Origin of the sequence: Faecalimonas sp. (assembly GCA_029264305.1) — a bacterium.
Classification (GTDB): Bacteria; Bacillota; Clostridia; order Lachnospirales; family Lachnospiraceae; genus Faecalimonas.
The window spans coordinates 58,813-78,244 of the sequence record JARICA010000009.1; the positions used below are offsets into that span (position 1 = coordinate 58,813).

The window sequence follows — 19,432 nt, forward strand, 5'->3', positions numbered from 1 at the left end:
GCAAGGTGTTTTTTTATTCGTTATCTTGAAGAATAGTATCTGCGATGTTGGGGCAAAAATCATTTGCTCGAAGCATTTCGATTTCATATTTGTACGGTGCATAGGATTTCTTTGCTTTTGTTGGAGAGGGAATATACGGTGTTTCTAAAATTTTTGGAATATTGATAAAATCTTCATGATGTACAATATATGAAATTGCATCGAAACCAATCTCTCCAAAACCTAAATTAGCATGTCGATCTTTTTTAGCACCAAGAACATTCTTACTGTCATTGATATGAAAAACAGCGATTTGGTCTTTGCCGATTAACTTGTCAAAATCTTGTATTACACCATCAAAATTGTTAACAATATCATAACCACTGTCATTTGTATGGCAAGTATCAAAACAAACACGGAGTTTATCATTGTAGATTACTTTATCATAAATTTGGGCAAGTTCCTCAAATGTTCTTCCGATCTCAGTTCCTTTTCCAGCCATTGTTTCAAGGGCAATATTGCAACTAATATCTTTTGTTAACACTTCATTAATTCCCCTAGCGATTTGTTCTATACCTGCTTCTGTTCCAGCACCTACATGGGCACCTGGATGTAAAATTAAAGTATTACTTTTACAAGCAGTTGCACGTTCCAATTCTAAACGAAGAAAATCTACTGCAAGTTCAAACGTCTCTGGTTTGATCGTGTTCGCAAGGTTGATAATATAAGGTGCATGTACGACAATTTCATGAATCCCGTGTTCTTTCATATATGCCCATGCTGGTTCAATATTTAATTCGGAAATTTCTTTTCGTTTTGTATTTTGTGGTGCACCTGTGTAAAACATAAAAGTATTTGCTCCATAAGAAACGGCTTCTTTAGCGGAGCCGAGTAACATTTCTTTTCCACTCATTCCTACATGAGAACCTATTTTTAACATAGTATATCCTTTCTGATTATTTATAAATAAAGTTTTCTTTAGTTACTTTGCAAATAGGACATTGATATGTATCTGGCAATTCTTCAAAAGGAGTGTCTCCATCATAAATATATCCACATACGTTACAAATCCAATGTTTATTGGAAGAAGTAGAATCTTCGTCTATATAAGTTGGAGCAGTTTTTGGGCTTTTTCCTTTAATGACTTGATGGTAATAAGAATAAGTCATCGGAATTTCGGTATTTATTACGTCTCCATCTATAACTTCACCAAGAAAAACGGTGTGAGTAGAGGTTTCCATTGTATTTATTACTTTACAGATGATATATCCACAGCAGTTGTTAGGGATAGGAAGTCCTGCCTGTGTTTGAAAAGGAATATTTTCAAATTTATTGATATCTTTTCCAGATTGAAAGCCGAATTGTCCGATTAGGTCAGGGGAAGTGTTTTGCGATAAAATAGAAACAGCAAATTGGCCAGATTGACTGATGCAAAAATTAGTAAAGTTATCATGATTTATACTGATAGCGATAGTTGCAGGACTGGAAGTGATTTGCATGACACTATTTGCAATGCAACCAGTTGGTCGTTCTCCGTCTAAAGAAGATACAAGGTAAACTCCATAAGAGAAGTTGCGAAATACATTTTTATTCATAATAATCCTCCTTAATAATAGTAATTGTTACTGATATAGTAACATAGATACGATAAAAAAGCAAGAAAGGTTTTAAAAATATATGGTTGTTGTTCATTACCTCATATGATAAAATATACAAAGTATAACAAGTATTACTTACTATATATATAGTAGAAGAGTTACATATACAAGGAGGCACTATGAAGAAGATAGCAGATATTATTAGTGAAGAATTAGAAAAGGCTTTTGAGGAATCGGGCTATGAAGCAAAATTTGGGAAGGTAACTTTATCAAACCGCCCTGATTTATGTGAATACCAATGTAATGGTGCAATGGCTGCGGCAAAAGCATATAAAAAAGCGCCGATTATGATTGCGGGAGATGTTGTTGAAAAATTGCAAAACAGTAGAGCAATTTCTGATGTAGAAGCGGTTAATCCAGGGTTTATTAATATTAAATTGAGTGAACAGTTTGTTGCGGATTACTTAAATGAAATGAGTGAAGAGGAACATTTGGGATTAGAGCAGAAAGCAGAGCCTAAAACGATTGTAATTGATTACGGCGGAGCAAATGTAGCAAAGCCATTGCATGTAGGTCATCTTCGCACAGCGATTATTGGTGAAAGTGTTAAACGTATTGCACGGTTTATGGGAGATAAAGTTATAGGCGATGTTCATTTGGGTGATTGGGGATACCAAATGGGGTTGATTATTACAGAATTGAAGAAACGAAAACCAGAACTTCCATATTTTGATGAAGAATTTGCAGGAGAATATCCAGAAGAAGCACCATTTACAATTGATGAATTAGAAGAAATTTATCCAACAGCAAGCGCTTATGCAAAAGAACATGATGATTACAAAGAAGAAGCTCTTCAGGCCACATATTTATTACAAAATGGTCATAAAGGATATACAGCAATATGGAAACATATTATGCGTGTGTCAGTTGCAGATTTAAAGAAAAACTATGCGAATTTAAATGTGGATTTTGATCTTTGGAAAGGAGAGTCTGATGCACAACCATATATTCCTGAGATGGTAGAATATTTGAAAAAAGAAAATTATGCAAGATATGATGATGGGGCATTGGTAATTGATGTTAAAGAAGAGACGGATACAAAGGAAATTCCACCATGTATGATATTGAAATCTGATGGAGCTTCATTATATGGAACCACAGATCTAGCAACTTTAATTGAACGTGAAAAATTATATAATCCAGATGAAGTTATTTATGTTGTGGATAAACGTCAAGAATTACACTTTGTACAAGTGTTTAGAAGTGCAAGAAAAACACATATTGTGAAAGAAGATACAAAACTTACATTTATTGGTTTTGGAACAATGAATGGTAAAGATGGAAAACCATTTAAAACAAGAGAAGGAGGCGTTATGCGCCTTGAAAATCTTATCGGTGATATTGAAGAAAGAATGTATGGGAAAATCATGGAAAACCGTGCTATTGAGGAAGAAGAAGCAAGAAAAATAGCTAAAATTGTTGGTTTGTCTGCGATTAAATATGGAGATTTATCAAATCAGGCTTCGAAAGACTATGTGTTTGATATAGATAGATTTACTTCTTTTGAAGGAAATACTGGACCATATATTTTATATACAATTGTGCGTATTAAATCGATTCTTGCAAAATATGCGGAGACAAAGACAAGTCCGATAAGAGCAGTTGTAAAAAAAGCAGTGTCAGATAGTGAAAAAGCATTGATGCTTGAAATAACAAAATTTAATTCTGTGATTGAAAATGCATATGAAGAGAAAGCACCTCATAAAATTTGCGCATATGTATATGAATTAGCAAATGCGTTTAATCGTTTTTATCATGAAACAAAAATTCTTGCAGAAGAGAATGAAGAAAGACAAAAGAGTTTTATTTCTATGTTACTTTTAACAAAAGAAATATTTGAGGCGTGTATTGATATGCTTGGATTTGAAGCTCCAGAAAGGATGTAAAAATGACAGAAAAGTTATTTTATCAAGATAGTCATTTGGCAAAGTTCATAGCAACGGTAGAATCCTGTGAGCAAGAGGGAAAATATTACAAGGTAGTTCTTAATAGGACTGCCTTTTTTTCTGAGGGTGGTGGACAAAAGTCAGACACAGGATTTCTTGATGGAGTTAGAGTTTTTGATGTTCAAGAAAAAGATGGCATACTTTATCATATGACAGAAGAACCCTTAGAGGTGGGAAAAGATATAACAGGGGAAATTGATTGGAAAGAGAGATTTTCTAAAATGCAACAGCATTCGGGAGAACATATTGTATCTGGGCTGATTCATCAGAAGTATGGGTATAATAATGTTGGATTTCATTTGGGAAAAGATGTGGTTACAATGGATTTTGATGGGATTCTCACAAAAGATCAATTGAAACAAATAGAGTTTTTAGCAAATGAAGGTGTTGCAAAAAATTTAGACATTCAAGTTGATTATCCAACAGAGGAACAATTACATAAAATTTCATATCGTAGTAAAATAGAGATTAAAGGACAAATTCGTATAGTTACAATAAAAGGATATGATGTTTGTGCTTGTTGTGCACCACACGTAAAAAAAACAGGAGAAATAGGTCTGATAAAACTAACAAATATACAAAATTATAAAGGTGGTGTAAGAATCAATATGCTCTGTGGTTTTAGAGCATTGGCAGATTATAATGAAAAAGAAATGAGTGTGAAGAAGGTTTCTGTTGCAATGTCGGCAAAAGAAACGGAAATAGTCGAAGCTGTAGAACAGTTAAAAGAAGAAAAAGTACAATTAAAAGCTGAAATTGCGTTATTGCAGGATAAATTGTTAAAAAGCAAAGCAAGTCAAATTGCAGAAAAACAAGAAAGAGTATGCTTGTTTGAATCAGAATTAGAAGGTAACGCACCTAGAGAATTAGTTAATTTGCTATTAGAAAAAGAAATTAAAATTTGTTGTATATTTTTCGGAAATGATAAAGAGAACTATCGTTATGTAATAGGAAGCCATTATGTTGATACTCGACCAATTGCAAAAAGTTTAAATGAAAAATTTGGTGGTAGAGGTGGAGGAAAGTCGGAAATGGTACAAGGGTCATTAACGGGAACAAAAGAAGAGATTTATGAATTTTTCACCTATGATTTATTTGAAAAATAAGTGGAGAAGAAAGGGAGGAAAGAGATATGGAGAGAAAAAGAAAAATCGGAGTATTTGCCATAATTTCTCCGTTTTTAGTGTATTATGCTGTGTCGCTTGTTGTGGAAGTAATCGTATCAATTTTCATTATGGTTCCTCAAATGCAAAAGAGTAGTACATTAAATGTAGAAGAAACTGCAAGTTATGTGATGAATGTATTTATGTCTCATTTGACTTTAATTACTTCTGCAGTAGCACTTTTTGTTATTCCGTTTTTTTGGTTGATGTATAAAAAAGATTCTACTTACAAAAAAGCGTTGGGAATTGTCGAAGAAGAAAAAGCTCCTATATGGAAATATGCAGTTATAATTGGTTTGGCGATTGTATCTTGTATCGGAATGAATAACTTAATTGTTCTTGGAAATGTAGCAGCGTATAGTGGAGCATACGAAGAAATAGCAACGGCATTATATAAAGAGAACTTCTGGACGCAGATTATTGGATTGGGAATTTTAGTTCCAATTGCAGAAGAGTTTATGTTTAGAGGAATTATTTATAGAAGATTATCTTTTATTACAAGAAAAAGCAAAGCGATGGTGTTAAGTGCTCTGATGTTCGGGTTATATCATGGGAATCTTGTACAGGCAATCTACGGATTTGTATTAGGATATCTTGCTGTATATATTTATGAAAAATATGGTAGTTTAAAAGCTTCAATTTTATTCCATTCAGTTATTAATCTAACAAGTGTAATTGGAACTGAATGTGGTTTGTATACCTGGATATTTGGAAATGTTTTGCGTGTTGGAATTGTTACGGTTTTATGTGGAGCGGTGGCATCTAGCTTTTTTGTAGTTATGCAAAAACAGTTCAAAAAAGATATAGAAACAGAGGGTTAAAAGAAAATGTTACAAAAATGTTAAAAAAGTGTTGAAAAAACAAAATAGATGAAGTATAATCACTATGATAAGTTTAATAATAATGTAATAGGAAGGTTAAATCATGAAAAGATTTGCAAAAGTTTTAGGCGTATCTGTGTTGTCAGCTTCATTAATAGTGACACCTATATTAGCTGCACCAAGTGTGAATGATTTAGAGCAGAATAAAAAACAAACTCAGAAAGAAGTGGATTCACTTCAATCAGAATTAACATCCTTAATGAATAAGATTAATAAAGTTGAGGAAGATTTGATTACAAAAGGAAAAGAAGTAACAGAAGCTACTGCTAAATTAAAAGATGCAGAGAAGAAAGAAAAAGAACAATATGAAAAAATGTTGTATCGTATTAAGTATATGTACGAGTCAGGTGAGACAAGTTTCATGGAAGGACTTTTATCATCAGATGGTATCGGTGAAGCATTAAGTGAAGCAGAATATGTAGAAGATGTACATGAATACGATAGAAAAATGTTAACTGAGTATGAAAAAACAAAGAAACAGATTACAAAGTTAAAATCAGGGTTAGAAAAAGAACTTTCTAGTATTGAAAAAATGCAGAAAGATTTCGAAAAAGATAAACAAAAATTAGATAATACAATTAAAGAAAAACAAGGTGAGATTGCTAACTTTGATTCACAGATTGAAGCGGCAAGAGAAGAGGCAGCAAGAAAAGCGGCTGAGAGAGAGAGTCATAGAGGAAATAGTAGTCATGGAAATTCTGGACACGGAAATGCCAGTCATGGACATTCTTCAAATAATGATGCACCAGAAATCAATATACCATCAGATTCAAGTAAAGCATCAATTATTGTAAGTACAGCATATAGCTATATAGGAACACCATATGTATGGGGAGGAGAATCTAGATCGGGAATTGATTGTTCGGGATTGACTATGAGAGCACATCAAGCAGCTGGTATTCGTTTATCACATTCTTCAGGAGCACAAGGTGCTGGAGGAAAGAGAGTTGCAAATATGGCAAGTGCATTACCAGGAGATTTAGTATGTTATAGTGGACATGTTGCAATTTATATTGGTGGAGGACAGATGATTCATGCACCAAAACCAGGAGATCATGTTAAAGTTGCAAAAGTATATGGTTCACCATGGTTTAAAAGATATTGGTAAAAGTAAGGAGGGATTGCGTAAGCAGTCCCTTTTGTTATTGTACAGGTGAATATGTTGACATAAAGTTGTCAAAAAGTGTTGAAAGATACAAAAAAGTGTAGTATGTTAAAAATGTATGTAAAAGGAAAAAGGTTCATATTTGGGAGGAATATGATGAAGATAATTAAGAAATTATTCGTAGTAACAGTTATTACAAGTTCTTTAATTGTAGTTCCGGTATTGGCAACTCCGAGTATTAATCAGATTGAACAAAATAAGACAGAAGCGGAAAAGAAACTAGAAGATGCTAATAGCAAATTAGTTACGCTTTTGACTGACTTTGAAGTACTAAAGGCAGATATTAGAAATCAAGAAGCAAAGATTGCTTTGGCTGATAAAGATTTACAAAAAGCAAAGAAAAAAGAAGAAAAACAATATAAAGAAATGCTTGTTCGTATTAAATATCTATATGAAAATAGTAATGGAAGTGAGCTTTCAGCTTTATTAGGTGCAGAAAATTTTGGAGAGATGATCAATCAAGTTGAGTATATGAAAAATATACACGAATATGATAGAAAAATGCTTGACGAGTATAAAAAATCTAAAGAAAAGGTTGTGTCAATTAAGAAAGACTTGGAATCCGGAAAGGCGGATATGGAGTTTATGGCTGATACATATGAAAGACAGGAAAAAGAGCTAAAGACAACTGTTGAGACAATGAAAACTCAAGTTGCGAATTTTGATGTTCAATTGGCAGAAGCACAAAAAAAAGCAGAAGAAGAAGCAAAACGACTAGAACAACAAACACAGCAAATGGAAGCAACTTTATCTGGTGCAAAACCAACTAATAAGCCATCTAAACCACAGACAAATGGGAATAAGAATGAAACTGAAAAACCAGCTAGACCAAATCCTGTAAAACCAGAAAAACCACAGAAACCATCGAATCCAACTCCTGTAAAACCAGAAAAACCATCGAATCCACATCCGACAAAACCATCGAAGCCAACAAAGCCAGATGTAAGTGAGAAACCATCAGATGTGTCAAAAGGAGAACAGATAGCAAATGAAGGTTTGAAATATGTTGGAAATCCATATGTGTGGGGTGGAAATGATTTGTACAATGGAATCGATTGTTCGGGATTTACTACTAAAATACATTCTATTTGTGGAGTGCCTGGTGTTCCAAGAAATTCTAGAGAGCAAAGATATGGAGGAAAGGCAGTAAATGGCTTATCTAATGCTTTGCCAGGAGACATTATTTGTTATGAAGGACATGTTGCAATTTATATTGGGGGAGGACGAATTGTACACGCTTCAAATCCAAGTCCGTATCCAAGAGGTGGCATTAAGACGGGAACTGCAACGTACCGCACTATTCTTGCAATCAGAAGATATTGGTAAGGGATAATTATTTTGAAAAATTGCTTGCACCTATAAATTTCATATGCTATACTGTGATAGTCGCAAAAAACACGTATGTGGTGAGCCTTAACGGTGCCAAAACTGCTTGCAGTCGGTCTTAAGGAGTAGAAGCATACGGAAGTAAAAACCAATGGAGGAAAAAACATGAGTGTTATTTCAATGAAACAATTATTAGAAGCAGGTGTTCACTTTGGACATCAAACAAGAAGATGGAACCCTAAAATGGCTGAGTACATCTACACAGAAAGAAACGGTATCTATATTATCGACTTACAGAAATCTGTAGGGAAAGTGGATGAAGCATACAAAGCAATTTCTGATATTGCAGCAGAAGGTGGAACAATTCTTTTTGTAGGAACTAAAAAACAGGCTCAGGACGCTATCAAAACTGAAGCAGAACGTTGTGGAATGTTTTATGTAAATGAAAGATGGTTAGGTGGAATGCTTACAAACTTTAAAACAATCCAGAGCAGAATCGCCCGCTTAAAAGATATTGAAAGAATGTCAGAAGATGGAACATTCGACGTATTACCTAAGAAAGAAGTTATCGAAATCAAAAAAGAATGGGATAAACTTGAAAAGAACTTAGGTGGAATTAAAGATATGAAGAAAGCACCAGATGCAATCTTTGTAGTTGACCCTAAAAAAGAAAGAATCTGTGTTCAGGAAGCACATACACTTGGTATTCCATTAATCGGTATTGCTGATACAAACTGTGATCCAGAAGAATTAGATTATGTAATTCCTGGTAACGATGATGCTATCAGAGCAGTTAAATTAATCGTAGCAAAAATGGCAGATGCTGTTATTGAAGCAAATCAGGGAACAACAGGTGTTGAAGAAGTATACGAAGAAGTTGCAGAAGAAGTAGAAGCAGCTGAAGAAGCGTAAGAATTTAAACATAAATGCTTCAGCCTAACGAAGGTTGAAGCATTTTTTAAAGAAACAAAAATATTTATATGGAGGAAATTATCATGGCAATTACAGCAGGTATGGTAAAAGAATTAAGAGAAATGACAGGTGCAGGTATGATGGACTGTAAAAAAGCTCTTAATGAAACAAACGGCAACATGGATGAAGCAATTGAATTCTTAAGAAAAAATGGACAGGCTAAAGCTGACAAAAAGGCAGGAAGAATTGCAGCAGAAGGTATTGTAAAAGCTATCGTTAAAGATGATAAAGTAGCAGCAATCGTTGAAGTAAACTCTGAAACAGATTTCGTTGCTAAAAATGCAGACTTCCAGTCATATGTAGAAGAAGTTGCTAATCAGGCTTTAAATACAAATGCAACAGATATGGAAGCATTTTTTGAAGAAGCATGGGTAGCTGATAACTCAAAAACTGTGAAAGAAGTTTTGACAGAAAAAATTTCTGTAATCGGAGAAAACTTAAATATTAGAAGATTTGAAAAAGTTGAAACAGAAGGTTGTGTAGTATCATATATCCATGGTGGCGGAAGAATTGGTGTTTTAATTGAAGCAGATACAGACGTTATCAATGATGAAATTAAAGGATGTTTAAGAAATGTAGCAATGCAAGTAGCGGCTATGTCACCAAAATATGTTTCTCGTGATGAAGTGTCAGCAGATTATTTAGAACATGAAAAAGAAATCTTATTAGCACAGGCAAAAACAGAAAATCCTGAAAAACCAGATAATATCATTGAAAAAATGATTATCGGACGTTTAAATAAAGAATTAAAAGAAATTTGTTTATTAGATCAAGTATATGTACAAGACAGCGATTACACAGTTTCTAAATATGTAGAAAAAGTTGCTAAAGAAAATGGTGCTAATGTAACAGTTAAAAAATTCGTTCGTTTTGAAACAGGTGAAGGACTTGAGAAAAAGAATGAAGATTTTGCTGCTGAAGTAGCTGCACAGATTAATGGCTAATCAAAATCAATAGGAATTGAATAAAAGTTTTAAGACAAAAAATGGAGCGGAATTTTTAAAATTCCACTCCATTTTTGTGTTTGAAGACATTTACATTATTGTAGAGTTTCCATTCCTTTATGCAAGTGAAAAGAACTAAGAGTGATAAGAATAGTTAGTAAGTACATTAAAGCAGGTTTGGGGTATCACCTTCAAAAGTTATCCATTGGATGAAGATTGTGTTATTGAGAAAAAGTAAGTGATGAATTATAATATAAATCAAGAAGTTTTCGGAGGAATTTTATGGATAAAATGGAATTGTTGAAACGAGGATTGACATCTGCTTTTATTACAAGTGAGGTATCGTCAAATTTGGCATATAAACCTCAATTCATTTCAAATGATTATAAAGAGGGAAAGAAAGTTATCTCATCTATTGAAGAGGAACTTTTGTCATGCGAAAAATTTTGTATTAGTGTAGCGTTTATCACAATGGGTGGGCTTACTCCTTTACTTCAAACATTAAAAGAACTAGAGAAGAGGAATATTTCTGGGAAAATACTTACCACGGATTATTTGACGTTTAGTGAGCCAAGAGCTTTAAAAAAACTTGCAGAGTTGAAAAATATTGAATTGAAAATGTATGTAACGAATCGGTCCAAAGAAGGATTTCATACAAAAGGATATATTTTTAAAAAAGGAGAAATGTACAATATTATTGTTGGAAGCGCTAATATGACATTAAGTGCACTTACTATAAACAAAGAGTGGAACACTAAAATTGTTTCTACTGATCAGGGCGAATATGCAAAAGATATTCTTACGGAATTTAATGCGTTATGGAATTCGGATGCGACATATAGTTTTGAGGAAGTTATTGAAAGTTATACAGCTGCATATGTAAAAAACAAGATTATAGAGAAACAGAAAAAAATTGCAAGAGAAGAATCAGTGCCTTCTATAGAAGAATACCGATTGCAACCAAACTCTATGCAAGTAGAATTTGTAAACAATTTAGAACAAATATATAAATCTGGAGAAGACAGAGCACTTTTAGTGAGTAGTACAGCTACTGGAAAAACTTATGCTTCAGCATTTGCAATGCGAGAATTGGGATTTGAACGAGTTTTATTTTTGGTACATAGAAATCAAATCGCAAAACAGGCTATGAACTCTTTTAGAAAAGTCTTTGGTAGAAAAGTTTCTATGGGGCTTGTCTCAGGAAAGCATCAAGACTATGAGAAAGATTTTATATTTGCAACAATACAAACGCTTAGCAAAGAAGATACATTGAAAAGATATCAGCCGAATCACTTTGATGCAATTATTATAGATGAAGCACATCATAGTGCGGCTAATAGCTATACAAAGGTAATGGATTATTTTAAGCCAAAACTTTGGCTAGGAATGACAGCAACGCCAGATCGCCGTGATGATAACATGGATGGTCGGAATATCTATGAAATTTTCAATCATCAAATAGCATTAGAAATACGTTTACAAGATGCGATGGAGCAAGATTTATTGTGTCCTTTTCATTACTTTGGCATTACAGATCTTGAAATCATACAAGATGAAGGGAAAACAAAAGAAGAAAAATTTGAAAATTTTCGTTATTTAACTTCTGATGAACGTGTTGAAAATGTAATAAAACAGGCAGAATATTTTGGATATAGTGGGGAACGTGTAAAGGGCTTAATTTTTTGTAGTAGAATTGAAGAAGCAAAAGCATTATCTGAGAAATTTAATGCAAAAGGTCTACGAACATTGGCGCTAGATGGAAGTGATAACGAAGAGATGAGAACAGAAGCTATAGAGCGTCTTGCAGGAGAAGATAGACCAGAGGCATTAGATTATATTCTTTCTGTTGATATATTCTCGGAAGGAGTAGATGTTCCAGAAATTAATCAAGTGATTATGCTTAGACCGACAGAATCACCAATCGTATTTATTCAACAGATGGGGAGAGGTCTTCGAAGAGCAGAAGATAAGGAATATGTTGTTATATTAGACTTTATAGGGAATTATAAAAATAACTTTATGATTCCAATTGCGTTGTCTGGTGATCGAAGTTATAACAAGGATAATATTCGAAGATATATTACAGAAGGTGGACGTATAATACCAGGAGAAAGTACTATTCATTTTGATGAAGTTTCGAGAAAACGAATTTATCAAGCGATTGATAATGCCAATTTTAATGATATTAAACTTATTAAGGAAAACTATTTTAATTTAAAAAACAAATTAGGATACATTCCTGCACTTGCAGATTTTGATAAATATGGTGAGATGGATATATTGAGAATTTTTGATAATAGTAGCCTTGGTTCTTATTATAAATTTCTCGTAAAATATGAAAAAGAATATGAAATTCGTTTGTCAAAAGGGGAAGAACAAGTAATTGAGTTCGTGTCAAAAAAACTAGCAAATGGGAAAAGAGTTTATGAATTGGAATTGTTGCGTCGTTTATTAAAATGTCAGCATAGAATATTAAAATTACTAAAAAAATCGTTGAAAGAAAATTATGCATGTGATTTAGATACAAATGCATTGGAAAATGTAGTAAATATGATGACGAATACATTTCCTACAAAGACGGCACAAAAAACATATAAAGAATGTGTTTTTCTAGAAAAAGAAGGGGACGATTATCAAATTTCAAGGACGTTTTCTGAAATGCTGAAAAATGAAGATTTTTATAAAATTTTGAAAGAGTTAGTGGAATTTGGTATTTCAAGATATAAAATTGATTATAGTAATACATATCAAGATACGACTTTTGTGCTATATCAGAAATATACATATGAAGATGTTTGTCGTTTATTGTGTTGGGAGCAAAATGAAGTTCCGTTAAATATCAGTGGTTATAAATATGATAAGAAAACAAAAACATTGCCCGTATTTATTAATTACGATAAAAGTGAAAAAATCAGTGAAACAATCAAGTATGAGGATCGCTTTATAAATGGAAATCATTTAATTGCGATTTCTAAAGGTGGAAGAAGTTTGAAGTCAGAAGATGTTCAGAATTTTCTTCATGCAAAAGAACGTGGAATCGATGTGCAACTTTTTGTGAGAAAAAATAAAGAAGATAAAATTTCGAAAGAATTTTATTATTTAGGTAGAATGACAGCAACAGGAAGAACGAAAGAGATTATCATGGCGAATACAGATAAAAAAGCGGTAGAAATAGAATGGGTGTTGGACACGCCAGTAAGAGAAGATTTATATGAGTATATTGTAAATAGTTGAGAAATGGAGAAAAAATGAAGATAGTAAAAGTGGTAGCTGCAATAATAATAGATAGCGAAAAAATATTTGCAACTCAAAGAGGGTATGGAGAATTTAAAGATGGATGGGAATTTCCTGGTGGAAAGATTGAAGAAGGAGAAACATCACAGGAAGCACTGGTTCGTGAAATAAAAGAAGAATTGGATATAGAGATAGAAATAAGAGGAGTTTTTGATACAGTGGAATATGATTATCCAAATTTTCATCTTTCAATGGATTGTTTTATATGTAAGATTAAGTCAGGAAAGTTAGTATTGAAAGAACATGAAGCAGCAAAATGGCTGACTAAGGAGACGCTAGATAGCGTGGAATGGTTACCGGCTGATTTAGGGTTGGTAGAAAAATTAAAAGAATTAGTATAAAAAGGTAAAGAAACATAAATACAAGATGCAACATGTGTGAGTGAGGGAGAAATACTACAGTTGCTGTATTACATGATAAATTAGGAGAATAATCAATGAATATACAAATTTTCGGGACGAAAAAGTCTTTTGATACAAAGAAAGCAGAAAGATATTTTAAAGAACGTGGAATAAGATATCAATTTATTGATATGAAGGAAAAAGGTCTAAGTAAAGGAGAATTTAATTCTGTTTGTCAAGCGATAGGTAGCATGGAACAATTAATTGATCCAAATTGTAAGGAGAAAGAGTTATTGTTGTTGATTCAATATATTTCTCAAGAAGATAAAGCAGAGAAAATTTTAGAAAATCAGAATGTAATCAAGATTCCGATTGTACGAAATGGAAAACAGGCAACTGTTGGTTATCAGCCGGAGGTTTGGAAAAATTGGAAATAAGGATTTATGTTGATGCAGATGCCTGTCCAGTTGTTTCTATTGTAGAACGACTGGCAAGGCGGTATGAAGTACCGTGTATATTGCTTTGTGATACGAATCATGTTTTGACTTCCGACTATAGTGAAGTCAAGATCATTGGAGCTGGTGCGGATGCGGTGGATTTTGCTCTGGTGAATTTATGCCAGAAAGGTGATGTTGTTGTAACCCAGGATTATGGGGTAGCAGCAATGGCTTTGGGAAAAGGCGCATATTGTATTCATCAAAGTGGACGTTGGTATACAAATAATAATATTGAGGAATTATTGATGCAACGTCATATAACAAAAAAGGCAAGGAGAAGTTCACGCAAAAACCATTTAAAAGGACCAGTAAAGAGAACGGAAAAAGATGATATTTATTTTGCTGAATCGTTTGATAAAATAATTAGAAAGGCGTTGGAATTATAATGGTAAAAGAGATTGTGAGAGATATATTTTTTTTAGGACAAAAATCAGAGTTGGCTACAAAAGATGATTTGCAAGTGGGAAAAGATTTACAGGATACTCTTAATGCAAATAGAGAATGTTGTGTAGGAATGGCAGCCAATATGATTGGTGTGAAGAAACGAGTGATTATTGTGAATTTTGGAATTATGGACATTGTTATGTTTAATCCAGTATTGATTCAAAAAGATACACCATATCAGACAGAAGAAGGTTGTCTATCTTTGGATGGAGTAAGACCGACTACAAGATATAAACATATTGAAGTGGAATATTTTGATTTTGCATGGAAGAAGCAAAGAAAGAAATTATCCGATTGGCCAGCGCAAATCTGTCAGCATGAGTTAGATCATTTAGAAGGTATCATTATATAGATGGAAAAGGTAGTAAAATGAAGAAGGATTGCTGCTTATTTTCTTGTGAATACATACGGAAATAATTGCAAGAAGTAGGCGAATATGGTACAATATAAAGGATTACGGTTGGAAGAAAAGCCGAGACCACTGAAAAGAACATTTGTATAAGTGAGTTTTTCAGTAGTTTCGGAAACCAACTGAACGATATGAAAAAGGAGAACAATATGTTTAAAAAATTTGAAATGGAATTAGCCGGAAGAACACTTCGTGTTGATATCGGTAGGGTTGCCGCACAGGCGAATGGTGCAGCGCTTATGCACTATGGAGAAACGGTTGTATTATCTACTGCAACAGCATCAGAAAAGCCAAGAGAAGGAATTGATTTTTTCCCACTTAGTGTAGAATATGAAGAAAAATTATATGCAGTAGGAAAAATCCCAGGTGGATTTAATAAAAGAGAAGGAAAAGCATCAGAAAATGCAATTTTAACTTCACGAGTAATTGATAGACCAATGCGTCCGCTTTTCCCAAAAGACTATAGAAATGATGTAACATTGAATAACTTAGTTATGTCAGTAGATCCAGATTGTAGTCCAGAGTTAACCGCAATGTTAGGTTCAGCTATTGCTACAGCGATTTCTGATATTCCGTTTGATGGACCAACTTCTACAACACAAGTAGGAATGATTGATGGAGAGTTTGTATTTAATCCAAATGCAGCACAAAGAGCAATTTCGGATTTACAATTAACTGTTGCATCTACAAGAGATAAGGTTATTATGATTGAAGCAGGTGCGAATGAAGTGCCTGAAGATAAAATGATTGAAGCGATTTTTGCGGCACATGAAGTGAATCAGCAAATTATTCAGTTTATAGATACAATTGTTGCAGAGTGTGGAAAACCAAAACATGAATATACAAGTTGTGCAGTGCCTGAAGAGTTATTTGCAGCAATGAAAGAAATTGTAACACCAGAAGAAATGGAAGTTGCAGTATTTACAGATGAAAAACAAGTTAGAGAAGAAAATCTACGTGTGATTAGAGAAAAATTAGAAGAAGCATTTGCAGATAATGAAGAATGGTTGGAGATTTTAGGAGAAGCATTATACCAGTATCAGAAGAAAACAGTTCGTAAAATGATTTTAAAAGATCATAAGCGTCCAGACGGAAGAGCAATTGATCAAATCAGACCACTTGCAGCAGAGATTGACTTGATTCCAAGAGTTCATGGTTCAGCAATGTTTACACGTGGACAGACACAGATTTGTACAGTGACAACATTAGCACCTTTATCTGAGGCACAGAGAATTGACGGTTTAGATGAATCAGAAACATCTAAGAGATATATGCATCACTATAATTTCCCTTCATATTCTGTAGGAGAAACAAAACCGTCAAGAGGACCAGGACGTCGTGAAATCGGACATGGTGCATTAGCTGAAAGAGCACTTGTACCTGTACTTCCTACGGAAGAAGAATTTCCATATGCAATTCGTACTGTATCAGAAACATTTGAATCAAATGGATCCACATCGCAGGCGAGTATTTGTGCATCTAGTATGTCACTTATGGCAGCAGGTGTACCGATTAAATCTGCGGTTGCGGGTATTTCAGCAGGGCTTGTAACAGGTGATACAGATGACGACTACTTAGTGTTAACAGATATTCAGGGACTTGAAGATTTCTTTGGAGATATGGACTTTAAAGTTGCTGGAACACATAAAGGTATTACAGCTATTCAGATGGATATTAAAATTCACGGATTGACAAGAAACATTATTGAAGAAGCAATCGCTCGCACAAAACAGGCTAGAACATATATTTTGGACGAAGTTATGCGTAATGCAATTTCAGAACCAAGAGCAGAAGTTGGCCCATACGCACCAAAGATTCGTCAGATGCAGATTGATCCAGCGAAGATTGGTGATGTTGTAGGACAGCGTGGAAAAACAATTAATGCGATTATCGAACAAACAGGAGTTAAAATTGATATTACTGATGAAGGTTCAGTGTCTGTTTGTGGTGTTGATGCAAAAGCAATGGAAGAGGCAATGAAGATGATTGCTATTATTGTAACCGATTTTGAAGCAGGACAAGTTTTGGAAGGAAAAGTAATTAGCATTAAAGAATTTGGAGCTTTCCTCGAATTTGCACCTGGTAAAGAAGGAATGGTTCATATTTCTAAAATTTCAAAAGAAAGAATCAACCATGTGGAAGATGTTCTTACTTTGGGCGACAAAGTAAAAGTTGTTTGTCTTGGAAAAGATAAAATGGGAAGAATTAGTTTCAGCATGAAAGATGTTGTAGAAGAATAAGATTAAAAGAAAAGTGTTGAGAATGACTGAAAAGTTGTTTTCAGCACTTTTTTTTTGCTTTTGTTCTAAAACGATAAAGCGTTCATATACTGTCTAAAGAGGTGGACAAGATGAAAGAGCAGAAAAGACAAATTTTACAAGTGTTAGGTAAGAAAATTCGATATGTAGTAGAAAAAGAACAGTTTGATTTTTCGCATTTACAGGAAATAAGATTGCGAATAGGGAAACCCTTGACAGTTTTGTACAAAGGTCGAGAGAAACTTTTAATCACAGTAGAACCGGAAGACCTTAGAGAAACTGTTGAGTATATAAGTGATTATTCTTTATATGCGTATGAAGATGAAATGCGTCAAGGGTTTATTACGATTGAAGGAGGACATAGAGTAGGTATGGTTGGGAAAGTGGTGTTAGAGGAAGGAAAAATAAAAAATTTGAAATATATTTCTTCTATTAATATAAGAATTGCCCATGAAGTAAAGGGATGTGCTAATGAAATATTTCGATATATTACAAAAGAGAGACAGATTTATCACACGTTGATTATATCTCCTCCTCGCTGTGGAAAAACAACACTTTTAAGGGATATGATAAGACAAATATCTGATGGAAATAAGTGGGTAAAAGGAGTTCCGGTAGGAGTTGTGGATGAACGGTCTGAATTAGGGGGGTGTTATATGGGAATAGCACAGAATGATTTAGGTATACGCACAGATATTTTGGATTGTTGTCCAAAGGCGGATGGAATGCTAATGCTTATTCGCTCTATGTCCCCACAAGTTATTGCTGTAGATGAAATCGGGGAGAGAGAAGAAATATGTGCGATTGAATACGCACTTCATTGTGGATGCAAAATGCTTGCGACTGCTCATGGTGTTTCTATGGAAGAAATGAAAAGAAAACCATTCTTTGAACAAATCATAAAAGAAAAAAGGTTTGAACGATATGTTGTTTTAGGAAATGAACATCATATTGGTGAAATAGTAGGAATTTATGATGAAAATGGAAAGGATATTTTTGAAAATACATTGGTCTGAAAGGCGGATGAAATGTGCAAAAATTATTTGGATGTATATTGATTGTTTTTGCAAGTTCGGCAATGGGATGGTCGAAAGGAATAGAACTAAAGAAACATTTAGTAGAGGTAGAAAATATGAGAAAAATGTTTCTGATGTTAAGAAGTGAAATAGCATATATAAAGTCTCCTCTTCCAGAAGCATTTAGACATATTGGAAAAAGAATGGGAGGGATTTTTCGAGATTGGTTGTTGAATCTATCAGAGCAAATGATTAAAAAAAAAGGAGTAAATTTTCTAGAATTGTGGTCAGAGTCTATTGAACAATATTGGAGGAGAAGTTATTTAACAAATGAAGATATAGAAAAACTAAAGTCAGTAGGAGAAAATATGGGATATTTAGATGAAAAAATGCAGATAGGAACAATTGATTTGTATGTGAAACAATTAGAGCTAGAAATACAATGCCTACAAAAAGAATTTGTTGTAGAAAAAAGATTATATCATTGTCTGGGGATTATGGGGGGAATCTTTTTAGCAGTCATTCTGATATAAAAGGAGGAAAAAATGAGTGTAAATTTGATATTTAAAATAGCAGCAGTAGGTATATTGGTTTCTGTTCTTAGTCAAGTATTAAAGCATAGTGGAAGAGAAGAACATGCGTTTTTAACTAGTTTTGCAGGGTTACTTCTTGTGTTGTTCTGGATATTACCATATATTTATGAACTGTTTGAATCAATTAAAAGGTTGTTTTCTTTGTGAGAGGTAAAATATGGGGATTATACAAATAGGAGCAATTGGAGTTTTAGGAGCAATCTTAGCAATTCAGTTTAAAAATGGAAGATCTGAGTATGGGATTTACATCAGTATTGCATTGAGTATTCTTATTTTTTTCAGTATTGTAGGTCGTTTAGAAATGATTGTACAAGCGATAAGAGCTATAGGAGAAAAAATACAAATAAAAAATACATATATTTTAACATTATTGAAAATGTTAGGTGTAACTTATGTGGCGGAATTTTCATCTGCAATCTGTAGAGATGCAGGATATCAGACGATCGCACAACAAATAGAAATTTTTAGCAAATTAACGATTTTGGCGTTGAGTATGCCTATTTTATTAGCGTTGTTGGAAACTATACAGGCGTTTTTAGGGTAATC

The 19,432-nt window shown here is 33.6% G+C and carries 19 protein-coding genes; 17 read left to right on the plus strand and 2 right to left on the minus strand.

Features of this window, described 5'->3' with window-relative positions; all coding sequences use genetic code 11:
- Nucleotides 1-13: 13 nt before the first annotated feature.
- Both ACY2U7_RS02415 and ACY2U7_RS02420 read right to left on the minus strand, forming a co-directional pair.
- On the minus strand, nucleotides 14-919 hold the full coding sequence (locus tag ACY2U7_RS02415) for a deoxyribonuclease IV (RefSeq protein ID WP_461815787.1): 906 nt from the start codon (nucleotides 917-919) through the stop codon (nucleotides 14-16).
- 16 nt (nucleotides 920-935) lie between these two features.
- Nucleotides 936-1,574, minus strand: a complete 639-nt coding sequence (locus ACY2U7_RS02420; protein WP_461812417.1) for a flavin reductase — start codon at nucleotides 1,572-1,574, stop codon at nucleotides 936-938.
- A gap of 182 nt (nucleotides 1,575-1,756) precedes the next feature.
- Here ACY2U7_RS02420 and argS point away from each other — a divergent pair, with 182 nt between their 5' ends.
- The 17 genes from argS (at nucleotide 1,757) to ACY2U7_RS02505 (ending at nucleotide 19,430) form a co-directional block, all read left to right on the plus strand.
- A complete protein-coding gene (gene argS / locus ACY2U7_RS02425; RefSeq protein WP_461815788.1) occupies nucleotides 1,757-3,523 on the plus strand; it encodes an arginine--tRNA ligase in 1,767 nt (588 codons plus the stop codon).
- A 2-nt stretch (nucleotides 3,524-3,525) separates the two neighbouring features.
- Nucleotides 3,526-4,689: an alanyl-tRNA editing protein gene (locus ACY2U7_RS02430; protein WP_461815789.1), complete on the plus strand. Its 1,164-nt coding sequence runs from the start codon at nucleotides 3,526-3,528 to the stop codon at nucleotides 4,687-4,689.
- A 26-nt stretch (nucleotides 4,690-4,715) separates the two neighbouring features.
- The gene (locus ACY2U7_RS02435) at nucleotides 4,716-5,567 is read left to right on the plus strand and encodes a CPBP family intramembrane glutamic endopeptidase (RefSeq protein WP_461815790.1); all 852 of its coding nucleotides are present in this window, start codon (nucleotides 4,716-4,718) and stop codon (nucleotides 5,565-5,567) included.
- Nucleotides 5,568-5,670: 103 nt separating this feature from the next.
- The gene (locus ACY2U7_RS02440) at nucleotides 5,671-6,735 is read left to right on the plus strand and encodes a C40 family peptidase (RefSeq protein ID WP_461812421.1); all 1,065 of its coding nucleotides are present in this window, start codon (nucleotides 5,671-5,673) and stop codon (nucleotides 6,733-6,735) included.
- 153 nt (nucleotides 6,736-6,888) lie between these two features.
- Nucleotides 6,889-8,118, plus strand: coding sequence for a C40 family peptidase (locus ACY2U7_RS02445; protein WP_461812422.1), 1,230 nt, complete (start codon nucleotides 6,889-6,891; stop codon nucleotides 8,116-8,118).
- A 165-nt stretch (nucleotides 8,119-8,283) separates the two neighbouring features.
- Nucleotides 8,284-9,030 (plus strand): 30S ribosomal protein S2, encoded by a 747-nt coding sequence (rpsB, locus tag ACY2U7_RS02450; protein WP_459639553.1) that lies wholly within the window; start codon nucleotides 8,284-8,286, stop codon nucleotides 9,028-9,030.
- An 83-nt stretch (nucleotides 9,031-9,113) separates the two neighbouring features.
- On the plus strand, nucleotides 9,114-10,034 hold the full coding sequence (tsf, locus tag ACY2U7_RS02455; protein ID WP_461812423.1) for a translation elongation factor Ts: 921 nt from the start codon (nucleotides 9,114-9,116) through the stop codon (nucleotides 10,032-10,034).
- 282 nt (nucleotides 10,035-10,316) lie between these two features.
- Nucleotides 10,317-13,268 (plus strand): DEAD/DEAH box helicase, encoded by a 2,952-nt coding sequence (locus ACY2U7_RS02460; RefSeq protein ID WP_461815791.1) that lies wholly within the window; start codon nucleotides 10,317-10,319, stop codon nucleotides 13,266-13,268.
- 14 nt (nucleotides 13,269-13,282) lie between these two features.
- The gene (locus ACY2U7_RS02465) at nucleotides 13,283-13,669 is read left to right on the plus strand and encodes a (deoxy)nucleoside triphosphate pyrophosphohydrolase (RefSeq protein WP_461815792.1); all 387 of its coding nucleotides are present in this window, start codon (nucleotides 13,283-13,285) and stop codon (nucleotides 13,667-13,669) included.
- A 95-nt stretch (nucleotides 13,670-13,764) separates the two neighbouring features.
- On the plus strand, nucleotides 13,765-14,106 hold the full coding sequence (locus tag ACY2U7_RS02470) for an arsenate reductase family protein (RefSeq protein ID WP_461815793.1): 342 nt from the start codon (nucleotides 13,765-13,767) through the stop codon (nucleotides 14,104-14,106).
- The gene (locus tag ACY2U7_RS02475) at nucleotides 14,103-14,552 is read left to right on the plus strand and encodes a YaiI/YqxD family protein (RefSeq protein WP_461812449.1); all 450 of its coding nucleotides are present in this window, start codon (nucleotides 14,103-14,105) and stop codon (nucleotides 14,550-14,552) included. The genes ACY2U7_RS02470 and ACY2U7_RS02475 overlap by 4 nt, the downstream gene beginning before the upstream one ends.
- Nucleotides 14,552-14,962: a peptide deformylase gene (locus ACY2U7_RS02480; RefSeq protein WP_461815794.1), complete on the plus strand. Its 411-nt coding sequence runs from the start codon at nucleotides 14,552-14,554 to the stop codon at nucleotides 14,960-14,962. Before ACY2U7_RS02475 ends, ACY2U7_RS02480 begins: the two co-directional genes overlap by 1 nt.
- 206 nt (nucleotides 14,963-15,168) lie before the next feature.
- Nucleotides 15,169-17,259, plus strand: a complete 2,091-nt coding sequence (locus ACY2U7_RS02485) for a polyribonucleotide nucleotidyltransferase (protein ID WP_461812428.1) — start codon at nucleotides 15,169-15,171, stop codon at nucleotides 17,257-17,259.
- A gap of 110 nt (nucleotides 17,260-17,369) precedes the next feature.
- Nucleotides 17,370-18,293, plus strand: a complete 924-nt coding sequence (spoIIIAA, locus tag ACY2U7_RS02490) for a stage III sporulation protein AA (RefSeq protein ID WP_461812429.1) — start codon at nucleotides 17,370-17,372, stop codon at nucleotides 18,291-18,293.
- Nucleotides 18,294-18,307: 14 nt separating this feature from the next.
- A complete protein-coding gene (locus ACY2U7_RS02495) occupies nucleotides 18,308-18,826 on the plus strand; it encodes a stage III sporulation protein AB (protein WP_461812430.1) in 519 nt (172 codons plus the stop codon).
- 12 nt (nucleotides 18,827-18,838) lie between these two features.
- The gene (gene spoIIIAC, locus ACY2U7_RS02500; protein WP_461811278.1) at nucleotides 18,839-19,033 is read left to right on the plus strand and encodes a stage III sporulation protein AC; all 195 of its coding nucleotides are present in this window, start codon (nucleotides 18,839-18,841) and stop codon (nucleotides 19,031-19,033) included.
- A gap of 10 nt (nucleotides 19,034-19,043) precedes the next feature.
- Entirely contained in the window at nucleotides 19,044-19,430 is a 387-nt protein-coding gene (locus ACY2U7_RS02505) for a SpoIIIAC/SpoIIIAD family protein (protein ID WP_461812431.1), read from the plus strand.
- Nucleotides 19,431-19,432 lie beyond the last annotated feature (2 nt).